Source organism: Coleofasciculus sp. E2-BRE-01 (assembly GCF_040221695.1).
Classification (GTDB): Bacteria; Cyanobacteriota; Cyanobacteriia; order Cyanobacteriales; family Coleofasciculaceae; genus Coleofasciculus.
Genome location: NZ_JAVKEA010000001.1, coordinates 1 through 13,518, shown reverse-complemented (window position 1 = coordinate 13,518; position 13,518 = coordinate 1). Strand labels below are relative to the sequence as shown.

General features: G+C 46.9%; 12 protein-coding genes. 4 read left to right on the top strand and 8 right to left on the bottom strand.

What is annotated here, in order from left to right; all coding sequences use genetic code 11:
* Positions 1-287 precede the first annotated feature (287 nt).
* Positions 288-599 (top strand): co-chaperone GroES, encoded by a 312-nt coding sequence (gene groES, locus RIG66_RS00060; protein ID WP_446339129.1) that lies wholly within the window; start codon positions 288-290, stop codon positions 597-599.
* Between the two features lie 123 nt (positions 600-722).
* Positions 723-2,351 carry a chaperonin GroEL gene (groL, locus tag RIG66_RS00055; RefSeq protein ID WP_446374028.1) on the top strand — a complete coding sequence of 543 codons (1,629 nt, stop codon included), beginning with the start codon at positions 723-725 and terminating at the stop codon, positions 2,349-2,351.
* A gap of 152 nt (positions 2,352-2,503) precedes the next feature.
* Here the strand turns inward: groL and RIG66_RS00050 are convergent, their stop codons facing one another.
* Positions 2,504-4,570 (bottom strand): AAA family ATPase, encoded by a 2,067-nt coding sequence (locus RIG66_RS00050; RefSeq protein WP_446374026.1) that lies wholly within the window; start codon positions 4,568-4,570, stop codon positions 2,504-2,506.
* The gene (locus tag RIG66_RS00045; protein WP_446374024.1) at positions 4,567-4,809 is read right to left on the bottom strand and encodes a hypothetical protein; all 243 of its coding nucleotides are present in this window, start codon (positions 4,807-4,809) and stop codon (positions 4,567-4,569) included. The genes RIG66_RS00050 and RIG66_RS00045 overlap by 4 nt, the downstream gene beginning before the upstream one ends.
* Before the next feature lie 510 nt (positions 4,810-5,319).
* On the opposite strand from RIG66_RS00045, the gene RIG66_RS00040 reads away from it, so the two are divergent.
* Entirely contained in the window at positions 5,320-6,498 is a 1,179-nt protein-coding gene (locus RIG66_RS00040; protein WP_446374022.1) for an SGNH/GDSL hydrolase family protein, read from the top strand.
* Positions 6,499-6,526: 28 nt separating this feature from the next.
* Here the strand turns inward: RIG66_RS00040 and RIG66_RS00035 are convergent, their stop codons facing one another.
* The 3 genes from RIG66_RS00035 to RIG66_RS00025 form a co-directional block, all read right to left on the bottom strand.
* Positions 6,527-7,495, bottom strand: a complete 969-nt coding sequence (locus tag RIG66_RS00035; protein WP_446374020.1) for a glycosyltransferase family 2 protein — start codon at positions 7,493-7,495, stop codon at positions 6,527-6,529.
* 1,003 nt (positions 7,496-8,498) lie between these two features.
* Entirely contained in the window at positions 8,499-8,777 is a 279-nt protein-coding gene (locus RIG66_RS00030; protein ID WP_446374018.1) for a hypothetical protein, read from the bottom strand.
* A complete protein-coding gene (locus RIG66_RS00025; protein WP_446374016.1) occupies positions 8,728-8,916 on the bottom strand; it encodes a hypothetical protein in 189 nt (62 codons plus the stop codon). The genes RIG66_RS00030 and RIG66_RS00025 overlap by 50 nt, the downstream gene beginning before the upstream one ends.
* A gap of 255 nt (positions 8,917-9,171) precedes the next feature.
* Between RIG66_RS00025 and RIG66_RS00020 the strand changes: the two genes are divergently transcribed.
* On the top strand, positions 9,172-10,782 hold the full coding sequence (locus RIG66_RS00020; protein ID WP_446374014.1) for an adenylate/guanylate cyclase domain-containing protein: 1,611 nt from the start codon (positions 9,172-9,174) through the stop codon (positions 10,780-10,782).
* 193 nt (positions 10,783-10,975) lie between these two features.
* Here RIG66_RS00020 and pyk read toward each other — a convergent pair whose 3' ends face one another.
* From pyk to RIG66_RS00005, 3 genes are all read right to left on the bottom strand, one after another.
* Positions 10,976-12,760, bottom strand: a complete 1,785-nt coding sequence (gene pyk, locus RIG66_RS00015) for a pyruvate kinase (protein ID WP_446374012.1) — start codon at positions 12,758-12,760, stop codon at positions 10,976-10,978.
* A gap of 314 nt (positions 12,761-13,074) precedes the next feature.
* A complete protein-coding gene (locus tag RIG66_RS00010) occupies positions 13,075-13,266 on the bottom strand; it encodes a hypothetical protein (RefSeq protein WP_446374010.1) in 192 nt (63 codons plus the stop codon).
* A partial coding sequence (locus RIG66_RS00005) for a transposase (RefSeq protein WP_446374008.1) occupies positions 13,267-13,518 on the bottom strand: 252 nt, incomplete at its 5' end.

Genomic DNA, 13,518 nt, shown 5'->3' with positions numbered 1-13,518 from the left:
TATACGGAGTTGCATTCAAACAGATAACTTTCTCTCCCCCTGCTCCCCCTGCTCCCCCGACACCCGACACACGACACCCGACACCCGACACCCGACACCCCGACACCCCACACCCCACACCCCAAATCCCAAACCCCCATCCTTTAGTTCGGGAACCCGTACCCGGAAATTGATTGCAGTTTCATGCCTAAGTTGAGTAAATTAGCACTCAGAAGCAGAGAGTGCTAATCACTCGACAGCAGAAAGTGCAAAGTGAGACTAAACTACGCTAATTAGGAGGGAATTCAATGGCAGCCGTATCTCTGAGTGTTTCTACAGTCAAGCCATTAGGCGATCGCGTTTTTGTCAAGGTCAGTGCCGCTGAAGAAAAAACGGCAGGTGGCATTTTGTTACCTGACAACGCCAAAGAGAAGCCTCAAATTGGGGAAATTGTCGCCACCGGTCCTGGCAAGCGCAACGATGATGGCTCTCGCTCGGAACTGGAAGTCAAAATTGGTGACAAGGTTCTCTACTCCAAGTATGCCGGTACTGATATCAAGCTAGGCAACGAAGAGTATGTTCTGCTTTCAGAGAAAGACATCCTCGCTGTCGTTTCCTAGTCGTGATCGCTAAACGTTCAGGAGTATACAAGCCAGTTCTCTGGCAACTCTCCTGAATGATGAACTCATAACAACTAGTAACAATCCACAATTCAACTCTAAGACTCAACATCACTGAAATCTATGGCTAAGCGCATCATTTACAACGAAAATGCTCGTCGCGCCCTGGAAAAGGGTATGGATATTCTGGCAGAATCCGTTGCCGTTACTCTCGGTCCAAAAGGTCGCAACGTGGTTCTGGAGAAAAAGTTTGGCGCTCCTCAAATTGTTAATGACGGGGTGACCATTGCTAAAGAAATCGAATTAGAAGACCACGTTGAAAACACGGGTGTCGCCCTGATTCGTCAAGCTGCGTCTAAGACTAATGATGCAGCGGGTGACGGTACTACAACCGCTACCGTGTTGGCTCATGCCATGGTTAAAGAAGGCTTGCGGAACGTGGCGGCTGGTGCGAATGCGATCGCCCTGAAGCGGGGGATTGACAAAGCCATTGCTTTCTTGGTGGACAAGATTGCCGAAAATGCCCGTCCTGTTGAAGATTCTAAAGCCATTGCTCAAGTTGGTTCCATCTCTGCCGGTAATGACGAAGAAGTCGGTCAGATGATTGCCCAAGCTATGGATAAGGTGGGCAAAGAAGGCGTGATTTCCTTGGAAGAAGGGAAATCCATGACCACCGAATTAGAAATCACCGAAGGGATGCGCTTTGACAAGGGCTATATTTCGCCCTACTTCGCTACCGACATGGAGCGGATGGAAGCGATTCTGGAAGAACCCTTCATCCTGATCACCGACAAGAAAATCACCCTGGTTCAGGACATAGTACCTGTACTCGAGCAAGTTGCCCGTTCCAGTCGCCCTCTGCTGATTCTGGCTGAAGACATTGAAAAAGAAGCCCTAGCGACTCTGGTGGTCAACCGCCTGCGCGGTGTGCTGAATGTCGCTGCGGTTAAAGCACCGGGTTTTGGCGATCGCCGTAAAGCCATGCTGGAAGATATCGCCGTATTGACCGGTGGTCAACTCATCACCGAAGACGCGGGTCTGAAGCTGGAAAACACCAAGCTAGAGATGCTGGGTAAGGCACGTCGCATTACCATCACCAAAGACAACACCACGATTGTGGCGGAAGGCAACGAAGCGGGCGTTAAAGCTCGTTGTGAACAAATCCGTCGTCAGATTGAAGAATCCGATTCCTCCTACGACCAAGAGAAACTGCAAGAACGTTTGGCGAAGTTGTCCGGTGGCGTTGCTGTGGTCAAAGTCGGGGCGGCTACCGAAACCGAAATGAAAGACCGCAAGCTGCGCTTAGAAGACGCGATTAACGCGACTAAAGCGGCGGTAGAAGAAGGGATTGTTCCCGGTGGTGGTACGACTCTGGCTCACCTCACCCCGACACTGGAATCATGGGCAAATGAAAACCTGAGCGGTGAAGGTTTGATTGGGGCGATGATTGTGTCCCGTGCGCTTCCAGCACCCCTAAAGCGGATTGCTGAGAATGCGGGTCAAAATGGTGCGGTTATCGCTGAGCGGGTGAAAGAGAAAGATTTCAACGTTGGCTACAACGCCGCGACGAATGAGTTTGTTGATATGTTTGAAGCTGGTATCGTTGACCCCGCCAAGGTGACTCGTTCCGCTCTGCAAAATGCCGCCTCAATCGCGGGTATGGTATTGACTACTGAATGTATCGTAGTTGACAAGCCTGAACCCAAGGAAGGTGCTGGTGCTGGCGCTGGTATGGGCGATTTCGATTACTAATCGCTGATGGTGTGGGGGCGATTGTTTCAACAACCCCACGCTACTAACGTGGAGCGTGGGGATTGCCAGGGACAGGACTGGCGATGCAAGAGTTGAATAGCGCCAATGAGGGGTTAGACCCCTAGTCAGGTAAAGAGCATAGACCGATAACCCTAAAACACATACTCCACTTCAACAATTTCTGTATATTCAAACTCATTCGGACTCGGTTTGACTAAATCATAGCCAACGCCTCCAAGTTCCATGCGATCGCGATCGCACTCGGGTTTCGGTGAATTGTAAACCAGAACGTATTCTCGACCAATATAGGGTTCCATCTCTTGCGCCACCTCTCCTCGCCATTGAGTCTTAGTGACTAACACGACTAACTGATTAGCTAACGTGGGCAGGGTTTGGGCAATTTGGCGGCGATAAATTTCATCCAAACTGCCAAAGGGTGAATCCATGACAATAGGAAAGGTACTACTATCAGGTCCCATCATCGCCTGTTCTTGAATCCAATCCCGCACCCGATCAATAATTCCGCCAATAAATGACAGGCTGAGAATTTGGTTTTCTCCCGTAGACGCCGCCACGAGTTCTTCGTTTCCAGAGGTTTTTTCCACTAAGGTTAATTCATAGTTCTGATTCACTTTAGGGAGATAGGGGGTAAACGAAATCCCGGTAAAAATCTCCTGAACTCGCTTTTCTAAAGACGTGCGAAACTGATTATCCAGTCGGGTTCTAACTTCAATCAATCGTTCAACCGCGTCCTGAGTTGCCGCAATCCGCCGTTGCGCCAAGGCTTGCTTTGCCTCATTCATTTGATGTTTAGAAATTTGCTTGACGATGGCTTGGATATCAGTGGCTAACTGTTCAATTTGCTGCTGATTTGCTCCATTTTCTAAGGTTAAATCGCGAAGGGTGACATCAATTTCATCTAGGCGCTTTTGTAGTTGGCTAATATCCTCATCTGGAAACGTGAGCAGCTTTTTTCTAATATCATCCAATTGAGTTTCAATGCGAGAAAGCTCCGCTCGTTCTTGAGCTAGAATTATCTGTTGCTGATCCACATCTGCCCAAAAATCGGGGATTTGCCGTTCAATTTCACTAACCTGTACCCCTAAGCGAATCGCGGTTTCTTCCACATCGGCTAATCCGGCTTTATCCATCCAAGCGGCAACCTGTTGATAGGCTGGGGTTCCTTCCTGTAGTTGAGTGCCACAAATACAATGCTGACTGTGCAATAAATCTTGGACAAATTGCTGTTTAATGCCAACCGGAAGTTCGCCGCGCGATCGCAAGTCTTCGACAATGGACTGAAACTCGCCGATCACCGGAGAGAGTAACACCGTATAACTGCGGGTAGATAGGGCACGTTTCAGGTTATCTTTTGCCTGTTTAAGCTGGTCTCGATGTAATGTTTGTTGCGCTTCCAGTTCATCCCGTAGCTGTTGCAACTCTTGAGCGCCACCGAGTTCTAATAAGCGACTACTCAAGGTTTGCTTTAATTCATCGTGGTGGGCTAATTCCTGCTCAATTTCGACTTGCCGATTTGCCAGATTGTGACTTTTTTGTTCCAGTTGCTTTTGTTCTTTGAGCAGTTTTTTGGTTTCCGAATCGCCGATTAACGATAACTCAGATTCTAAGCTTTTTCTGGCTTCCTTGAGATGTTTAATTGAGCGATTTAATACCTCAACACCGAGTAACGTCTTCGTCGCTTCCGCAATATCGGCTTTTTTATCAGATCGGGCAATTTTCTCGATGCGTTCCCCATCAAAGAAGAAGTATTGATGTAAGCTTGCAGGTAAGATACGCCCAATGATATCTTCTGGAAGTTGTTGCGGTAGCAGCCAGCGACCATCATCATCAGCAATTTGTAGATATAATTCACTTTTCCCCTGTTCCACGCCCGCTTCTGTCTTGTAAGCGCGGCAGAGTCGCTTTGCCTGATAGCGTTTATTCTGATGCTCAAACCCAATTTCGACCCAGCATTCTACGGATTCTTTCAGAGCCGCTTCACTAATTGCCCGTTTGTTCACCAATTGTTCTTGAGACGCAAACGCCGCCGTGAATTTCTCGTACAGCACCCAGGTAAAGCCATTTAATAGCGTCGTCTTTCCAGCACCATTGTTACCATGAATCACCGTTGTATTGCGATCGCCAGTTGCCAGAGTTATTTCGGGTGTCTTCCCGTAAAACTGGCGAAAGTTGCACAGCCGGATTGACCTCAGCTTCATTGAACTTCTTCCTTGACAATTCTCAAGATGTCATCATTGATATGGCGGGGGGTCTTCATATAAAGTTTATCTTTTTCCGCTTGTAACACTCTCTCTATAATCCGACGTACCTCTGGCGACGCACTGGTAATAGGTTCTTGTACATCAAAGAGTGCCGCATTTCGATTATAGGGGGAACGCTTTTCCGATAAAATTCTGGAGATCGCTTGCGTGGCTATGTCTGGATATTTAAAAGTCATCACATCGGGGGTTGACTAAAAATGAAATTGTTATTATGATTTAAGACTTTACGTTAATTGTCGAAGTTTTGTTGTTGGTGTTGTCTTTACAACTCTCGTAAGTTAATGTAATATTAATGTGTACTTTTATTAAGCAGGGTGTGTGTTAGTAAAGAATTATGCATTTATCTAAATGATCGCCTCTACATTTGCATTTAGGGAGTAAAGTTAAAAACTGACTTGAGACTCTTACTCATATTCAGTAATTTGTGCAGAGTCACAGACACAAGATTTTTACTACAACAGGGTGATGATTAAGCTTGATCATCCTTGTACCGTGTATAGATATCACTCTCTACTATAACAATCCCAGACCTCATGGTGGGTAGGCTGGGTGGGTTATAACCGCATCAAGATTCATCAAAATCATCTGAATACAAACCAATTGAGGCACAGACAATCCCTGGGTTTCCCAAGGAGTCTATGCCACACTCTCATTGTCCAAATTAGAAACAACGGTCAAGACCTCTCATGAAAAAACCAATTATCGCCCTCGGATTCACTGTCTTTTCGTTCATGTTGCCCACAGAGACTTTAGCGGCTACATTCAGCAAAATGTATGTCTTTGGCGATAGTCTCTCTGATCCGGGTAACATATTCAATGCCACAACCGCCGCCAATAACCTACTACCTGAACAAAATGAAATACCGATTGAACCTCCTGTTCCCCCCTACGATGAGGACGGACGTTTTTCTAATGGTCTAGTCTGGAGCGATTATTTGGCAGAGGAGTTGGGAATAAACCTGATCCCCTCTACGGAATTATCCGTGCTGTTTCCAGGTTCTAATATACCTTCCCCGATCGCATTTTCTGAGGACGGTCAACCTCAAGTTAGCCCCTTCTTTAATGGTGCGACGGCTACCAACAGCGTGAACTTCGCCTTCGGTGGGGCTCAAACTGGAACTCAAGGGGTTGGTGAGTTGGGTGAACTGATACCGGGAATGTTAACTCAAGTTGAGTGGTTTGAAGATGATCTAGCCGTAGCAGGTCAACAAGCTGATGAGGATGCACTCTATATTGTATGGGGAGGTCCTAACGATTACCAGCTTGTATCTGACCCTGACCCGATGGAAACAGTCGGGAATTTAGCCGAAGCGGTACAAACACTTTATGATTTAGGAGCGCGTAATTTCCTCGTCCCCAATTTGCCAAATTTGGGTAAAACCCCTCGCGCACTTAGCATGGGTGATGATATATCCATGAGCCTGACCACATTATCTCAAACCCATAACACTCTATTAGACACAAGTCTGGCTAACTTGAGCCAATTGGATAACATCAATATTGCACAGCTTGATGCTTTTTCGCTCCTGAATCAAACCATTGCCAATCCCGAAGAATTTGGCTTTACGAATGTCACCGACTCTTGCATTCATCCCCTCAAGGATGACGGTAAATTAGATGGAACACAAGAGTTTGAAGTCTGTGACAACCCAGATGAGTATTTGTTCTGGGATGGTATTCACCCAACCACAGTCGCCCATGCACAACTCGCCGACGATGCACTAGAAGCCCTAGATTCAGAACCCCAGTCGGTTCCTGAACCGGGTTCGTCTGCCGCTTTTGGATTGTTGGGACTCGGTTGGTTCGCTCATAAGCAATTCAAGAAATCTCAGGCAAACTCGAAAACCAAAAAGGAGAGCAAGTAATCATGTAGAGACGTTGGCTGCAACGTCTCTATATTTCAGATAATAAAGGCATCTGCTTGGGTTTTGGTTCTTGGCAATCTGGCTGGAACGTGTGATAAACTTTGCGAGCGTAAATAACTTGAGTTAAGAGTTGCCAACCTTTCCCAGAAAACAGAGCGGGGAATAAGAGGGGAAATGCCTGATCAAATTTCCCTTGCTTGAAGCCGACTAAACTCCAGTACAAGCTTAAAAAATCCTGAATATCTTGCAACGAGGGTAGAGAATCACGATACTTGGGATGGACAAATTTATAAATTTTTTCTTTAATCGAGATATGCTTTTGTAGGCGCTGTTGCAGGGAAAACTTGAGATGATTCCCTTGATGCCATAACGTCCGGTAGGCTAAATGCTGATTTACTAAGATGGCATCTCCATATTGGGCAATTTTCACCCATGAGTCAATATCATCGTAGTTCACTTCAAAGCTGGAATCCCAACCTCCTGATTTGACAAAGGCATCTTTGCGAAAGGCAACTTGTACAGGTGTCCCAAAGGGCAGTTGCTCTAAAAGCATCCGATAATGGATCTCAGACTGAGGCACATAGTTAATCGGAGCATTGTTAATTGGTTGGGTACGTGATACTTCTCTACCATTCTCGTTGACTTGTATCGCCTGAGTTGAACAGAGAACCGCTTGAGGATATCTGGCGATCGCCTTAGTTAATTCCTCAATACAATTAGAGGCAAGATAGTCATCATCGTCAATGGGTTTAATCCAATCCCCTTGCGCTAGCTTAACGGCGGCGTTCATTGTGGCACAATGCCCCACGTTAACTGGATTGCGGTGATAAACCACGCGATCGCCTAAACTATGGATGTATGCCTCTGTACCATCTGAGGAACCATCGTCAGCAACAATCACTTCACAGGGTAACGTTTGTGCCAATGCTGATTCAACGGCTCGTTTCAGCAGAGACAAGCGGTTGTAGGTGGTGATGACAATCGTAAATTTAAACACAATGCAAGATCCGCCTCGACTTATAGACCATTATCTAACAGGTTTTCTTAAATTCCCATAAAGCCAGGATAAAGATTTAGGTATTTTCCACAATACCTATTGATACCCATACTTAAGTGCATTTATCTATCTACGGGAAATTACTGATATTTCAACCATTAAATAATAAACCTATCCTTTTTTGACTCAAGTGGCATCCGCCATTTTACGGAAAAAATCAGAACGAAGACTTAATTGACCTCCTGTTCTTCATGCAATTGCGATCCTGAGTACCAGGGAAGAGGGAACACCTCGGACTTCGGCGTGAGCGCGGCAACTGAGCCTGTCGAAGTTCAGTCGAACGCTCACCTAGACTTACTTCGGCTTGCCTGGACTTCGCTCGGCAACACGCTCAGTAACACGCTCGGTAACACGCTCGGTGTGTCACAGGGAACCGTAAGAATTTGACACGGCTTAACATTTCTTAGTACATCGGACAGATATTGTCCAGGGTGCTTATCGAACTGGATATAACCACCCAGCCGCTTGAAGTCCGTGAAAACCCTTATTGGATAAGCTTTTCCGCCTGCATCTGCTTGGACGAATCATGGAGACTGGCTAAGAGCCATGCGATCGCGTGGCACATAACCCATGGATTGAGGAAAAAAAGTAACGAATTTAACCTAAAATACAATAAAGGGGGTTTTGATCATGCGCTCTATCCCTGATTACTCCCGTCTGGCACGTCCAGAGCAACAACCTGCCAGGGATGCAAAAATCTTGTCGGCTCTCTTCGGAAAATCTCGGAGACTCAATCATGAAAGTATTCACACCGATTGACATGACTGCTACGAGTTCTTTAAGACTTGAAGCAATTCAACATTATATTTTAGAAAACATTAATAAATTCATAATGACTCCTCTAATACAATTCTGGCGCTTCAGCAGTTATTATGGAGCGTTTATTACCCAAACAAATTCTCCAGAGAAATAATAATATAAGTAAATTAACCCTAACAACATCTTAATTGGCAGGGCAAGTATTTTTGGTTCGACCCTTCCCGATCCCACCTGGCTCTGGTTCACTAATTTCGATCCAACCGTTTTCTTCGTTTCCCGTTACCGTTAATTGAGTATCTTTTTGCAAAACAGTTCCCGTTTTCTGGCGTCCAGATAACGAGCGTAAATTAGTGGGTGTGGTAACAATGACGTAACTCTGGGCGGGTTCAGGTTCAGGTGGATGGGTTGTAGGTTCAGGTTGAAGTTGATTCTGGGTGAGTTCTACGGTGTTTTGTGGCGTCATTGGCGAGGTTAATCCTTGAAATCGCGATCGCGCCTAGAGTAAACACACCGACACCGATTAGTATGGATAAGGTGCAAAGCGAGTGAGTAATCGGATTCGGGTGAGATGAGGAACTGACTGGCGATCGCGAACGATTCACCGGAGCAACCGTTACCGTCTAACCTTGGTCTAGTAATGCGCCTATCATTATAATATTGATCGCTGCCCGGGCGTAAACGTTTAGCTGAATCAGTTTTTCACCGCAGAAGCTGTGAGATCCGGATCGTGGGGGTTTTATCTCATTCGATCCGAAGGGGGGGTGTTCCTAAATCAATGCACTAAGATTAATCTACGGGATTAGGATTATCGAAAAACGTTTTTCGCCCCATATTCGCTTCCAGGACGTATCTTAAGTATGGCTGAACTCAAACTGCGCCTGCACCAAGGAAAAACCGAAAAAACGGTGACAGTCAATCAGGATGTATTTACTATTGGTCGCTTACCGGAGTGTGACCTAACCTTACCCTACGAGGGAGTATCCCGATATCATGCCCGCCTGTTGAAAACGGCAACCGACAACTGGATGATTAAGGATATGGGGAGCAAAAACGGGACGCTACTGAACGAACGTCAGATTACCTCGCCGCAACTGGTGAAAAACGGGGATGTGATTTGGTTAGGGGATGTTAGCCTTGTGGTTGTTTTAGCGGCTCCGTCTCGACGAAGCAACACCGTCCCACCAGTCGAACAGATACCCGCAGAAGCCACTATCCTTCGCAGTGTTAAAGAATTGCAACAGCAATGGATACAAGCGAAAGATAAAGGGGATGAACTGAGCGTCAAGGAAACAACCATTGCTCGGCTTAAGGACTTGGTTGAGATAGCCAAGGGTTTAAGTGGGGCTGAATCCATCGAAGCCATTTTCTCACGGGTCAAGGATGTGGTCTTTCGCTATCTTGAAAGCATCGAACGGATTGCTTTATTAGTGGATGTAACGGGTACAAGGCAACTCGAATTACTCAATGCGGCATCCAGAAACATCAATCAGCAGCAAAGTTTAGCCGAGTCCAGCCATTGGATTAGTCGGAGTATCTGTCAAAAAGTCTTTACCGAAAAAGTCGCGATTCAAACCGCCGATGCTCAAGCCGACCAACGCTTTGAGGGAGAAGTCAGTATCCTGTACAAAGGAATTCGCAGTGCGATCGCGGTTCCCCTTTGGGATGAAAATAAAGTAGTTGGGGTATTATATGCCGATGCCCATCACTCGTCAACCCATTGGACGCAAGAAGGCGAAGAAGACCTCAGCTTTTTTTCCACTTTAGCCAACCTCGTGGCATCGAGTGTACAACGCTGGCTCTTAACCCAGAAACTCACCAGCGAAGAAATGATTCGCCAACGGCTAGAACGCTATCACTCCCCCGCCGTGGTTCAGCAACTGATTGCCTATCGCACATTACCCGATGGTCGTTTACCCGCCGCTGAAAGCGAAATCAGTATCCTATTTGCCGATATTGTCGGCTTTACAGCGCTCTCAGAACGCTTAAGTCCAGTCCAGATTGCTCAATTGCTCAATAGTTTATTTGAGGAGATGCTGCAAGAACTCTTTGCCTTTAATGGCACCCTCGATAAATATATTGGCGATTGCATTATGGCATTTTTTGGCGCTCCCGAATCTCAACCGGATCATGCTGACCGCGCCTTGGCGACTGCGAAGGGAATGCTGAATCGTTTAGATAGACTGAATGCCGATGAGGTATTACCGGAACCCTTACAATTACGGATTGCCGTGAATAGTGGCAAAGCCGTAGTGGGAGATGTGGGCAGTTCTCAACGGGTAGAATATACCGCCTTAGGCGCAACCATTAACCTGGCGGCGCGAATGGAAGCGATTTGCCCACCTGGGGAATGTGTGATCAGTGAAGATACCTATGCCTTACTGACGCACAAGCAAGGCTTGAAATTAATGGACGAGTATCGCTTCAAAGGGATTGATCGACCTGTACAAGTTTATCAAACCCAGCGATAGCCTGGAATAGACGTGCAAGGGTAGGGTGGGTTAGGCGGTATTTTCACAGCAGCGATAGCCCTTCAATGAACTATTCGCCGTAACCCACCGATGTTAACTCGAAGGTGTGTTAATTCAATGGGTCAGGGCGGGTTTTGTACAAAGGTGATCATCAATCGCGAAACGCAAGTCCCTAAACCCGCCCCTACAGCAATCACACCATGACCGCCCCACTGCTAGCTGGACTCGCCGCCATCGCCCCGGAATAAACTAAACCGCGCTGGGTATCCAGGGTGATAATCGCCCCATCTCGAATCCGCTGAGTCGCATTTTTCACGCCGACAATCACCGGAACCCCCAAGCGCATTCCAATCACCGCTGCGTGACTGGTTAAACTATCTTCCTCCGTCACTACCCCTGATGCTTTACGCATGGTATCAACAAAATCCGCACTGGTTGACGGAACCACCAAGATTTCGCCCGGATTAAAGTTATTCACCTCTGCCGCACTATACGCCACCCGCGCTAAACCACTCACTGATCCTTTACCAATACCAATACCTTGACCCAGGACAGCCGTGACCACTTCCACTTTAATTAAATCCGTGGAACCCGGAACCCCTTGCAATGTCCCAGCCGTCATCACCACCAAATCACCCTCGGCGACAAGCTGTTTTTCCTGGGCGACATTAATCGCGGCTTGGAATGTCTGACCCGTTGACGGTAAATCCAACACCAATAAGGGGCGAATTCCCCAAACCAGTTGCAGTTGTCGGGCTACATCGACATGGGGTGTCACCGCCAGAATTGGAGTCGAGGGGCGAAACTTGGAGACATTTCGAGCCGTAGACCCTGTTTTGGTTAGGGTCATAATCGCACAGGCTTGTAACTGTTCGGCAATTTGACCCACCGCCTGGGATATCGCGTTGGGAATTGAGCGGCGAGTATCTTCCATGTTCCGCACAATTTCCTCTTGTTCGATACGAGTGGCAATTTTTGCCATCGTGGATACCGCTTCTACGGGATAGTTTCCCACGGCGGTTTCATTGGACAGCATTACGGCGTCAGTCCCATCTAAAATGGCATTCGCTACATCGGAAATCTCTGCACGGGTAGCCCGTGGAGAGTTGACCATGCTATCCAGCATCTGGGTGGCGGTAATTACCGGAATTCCCAGACGATTGGCGGTGGTAATCAGCCGCTTTTGTAAGATAGGTACATCCTCAGCGGGTAATTCTACCCCTAAGTCACCCCTCGCCACCATCACTCCATCGGCGAGGGAGAGGATAGCATCCATTTGTTCTATGGCTTCGTGCTTTTCAATTTTGACAATAACGGGGACATCTTTTCCGGCGCTGGTAATCAGTTCTTTGATCTCCAGCACATCTTGAGGATTGCGAACAAAGCTAAGGGCGACCCAATCAACTCCTTGGTCTAAGCCAAACATCAAATCCCGGCGGTCTTTATCCGTGAGGGCGCGAATGGAGAGGTAGACCCCTGGAAAGTTAACACCTTTGTTATTGGAGAGCGTCCCGCCGACAATTACCCGACAATGTAAGGCGCGTTTCTCTCGATTAATCTCTTCCACCTGCATCTCCACTCTGCCATCATCCAAGAGAATCGTCGCACCATCGGGGACTTCATCAGCGAGGGGTTGATAGGTGACAGAACTGATTTCCTGAGTGCCGATTAGGGGTTCACTGGTTAAGATGAAGCGATCGCCTCGTTTTAGTGTAATCGAACCGTTCTCAAATTTGCCTAGGCGAATTTTGGGTCCTTGTAAGTCTTGCAGGATACCTACGGGTTGATTGAGTTCAAAGGCGATTTGGCGAATCAGGCGAATGCTACGCTGATGGTCATCATGAGTGCCATGGGAAAAGTTGAGCCGTAACGTTGTCGCACCTGCTTTAATCAGGTCTCTGAGTATCTCTGGATGACTGGTAGCAGGACCAATCGTGGCTACAATCTTGGTTCGACGCCGGGATGTGTACAGTTGCATAAGCAGAAAACGGGATGAGTCAGTAGGTGGGAGTAACGTTAACGGCGAGAATTGTCATTTGTCATTTGTCATTCGTTATAGCGAGAAGCAAGCGATGTCCTTTGTCTTAAATGGAATGTCACTGACTTAAGCTGGGTTCGTAGTAGGCACGAAGCGTGCCAGAAGCGCTAAAGCGCTACAAACTTCTAAAGTCACTGGCATTCGTCTTAAATGGGTTAGCGACAGTCGAGATACATGATTGTATCGCTGTCCTTTGTCATTTGTCATTGGTCTTACGGGTAAGGATTAGTGTAGAGAGGTTCCCTGGCATCTGTCTATAGGGTTGATTGGGGAGACTGGAGGGTGACAGGTGTTTGGCAATCAACCGGGGGTGAGGGTTGGCTGAAGGATATCGCTAATGCCATACCAGACAGAATTAAGAACGTGAGCCAGGATTTGCGGCGTTGGCGTTCATCGGATTGCGTCTCTTCATCCATTAGCCAATTCCACAGTAAGCTGTCATGCATTTAAACTGTGATAAGAGCATTACCCTTATTTTTCAGTTTGCGCCCCCAGTTAATAACTAGCTTGTCTTCATTTAAAAGTTGATGCAACAAAGATTCTAACTCTTCAATGGGTTCAAAAAGCCGATTAGCAATATATTCTTTTGCTGAATGCCAGACTAATTCAATTAAGTTATAATCTGGACTATACTCGGGTAAATATTCAAGATGAATATTGGGCATTTCAGTTTCAATTTTATTAACATACTCTTCTTT

What these genes read in the sequence shown, in the direction of transcription:
- groES (WP_446339129.1), top strand. Translation starts at nt 288, where the DNA reads ATGGCAGCCGTATCTCTGAGTGTTTCTACAGTCAAGCCATTAGGCGAT.
- groL (WP_446374028.1), top strand. Translation starts at nt 723, where the DNA reads ATGGCTAAGCGCATCATTTACAACGAAAATGCTCGTCGCGCCCTGGAA.
- RIG66_RS00050 (WP_446374026.1), bottom strand. Translation starts at nt 4,570, where the DNA reads ATGAAGCTGAGGTCAATCCGGCTGTGCAACTTTCGCCAGTTTTACGGG.
- RIG66_RS00045 (WP_446374024.1), bottom strand. Translation starts at nt 4,809, where the DNA reads ATGACTTTTAAATATCCAGACATAGCCACGCAAGCGATCTCCAGAATT.
- RIG66_RS00040 (WP_446374022.1), top strand. Translation starts at nt 5,320, where the DNA reads ATGAAAAAACCAATTATCGCCCTCGGATTCACTGTCTTTTCGTTCATG.
- RIG66_RS00030 (WP_446374018.1), bottom strand. Translation starts at nt 8,777, where the DNA reads ATGACGCCACAAAACACCGTAGAACTCACCCAGAATCAACTTCAACCT.
- RIG66_RS00020 (WP_446374014.1), top strand. Translation starts at nt 9,172, where the DNA reads ATGGCTGAACTCAAACTGCGCCTGCACCAAGGAAAAACCGAAAAAACG.
- pyk (WP_446374012.1), bottom strand. Translation starts at nt 12,760, where the DNA reads ATGCAACTGTACACATCCCGGCGTCGAACCAAGATTGTAGCCACGATT.
- RIG66_RS00010 (WP_446374010.1), bottom strand. Translation starts at nt 13,266, where the DNA reads ATGCATGACAGCTTACTGTGGAATTGGCTAATGGATGAAGAGACGCAA.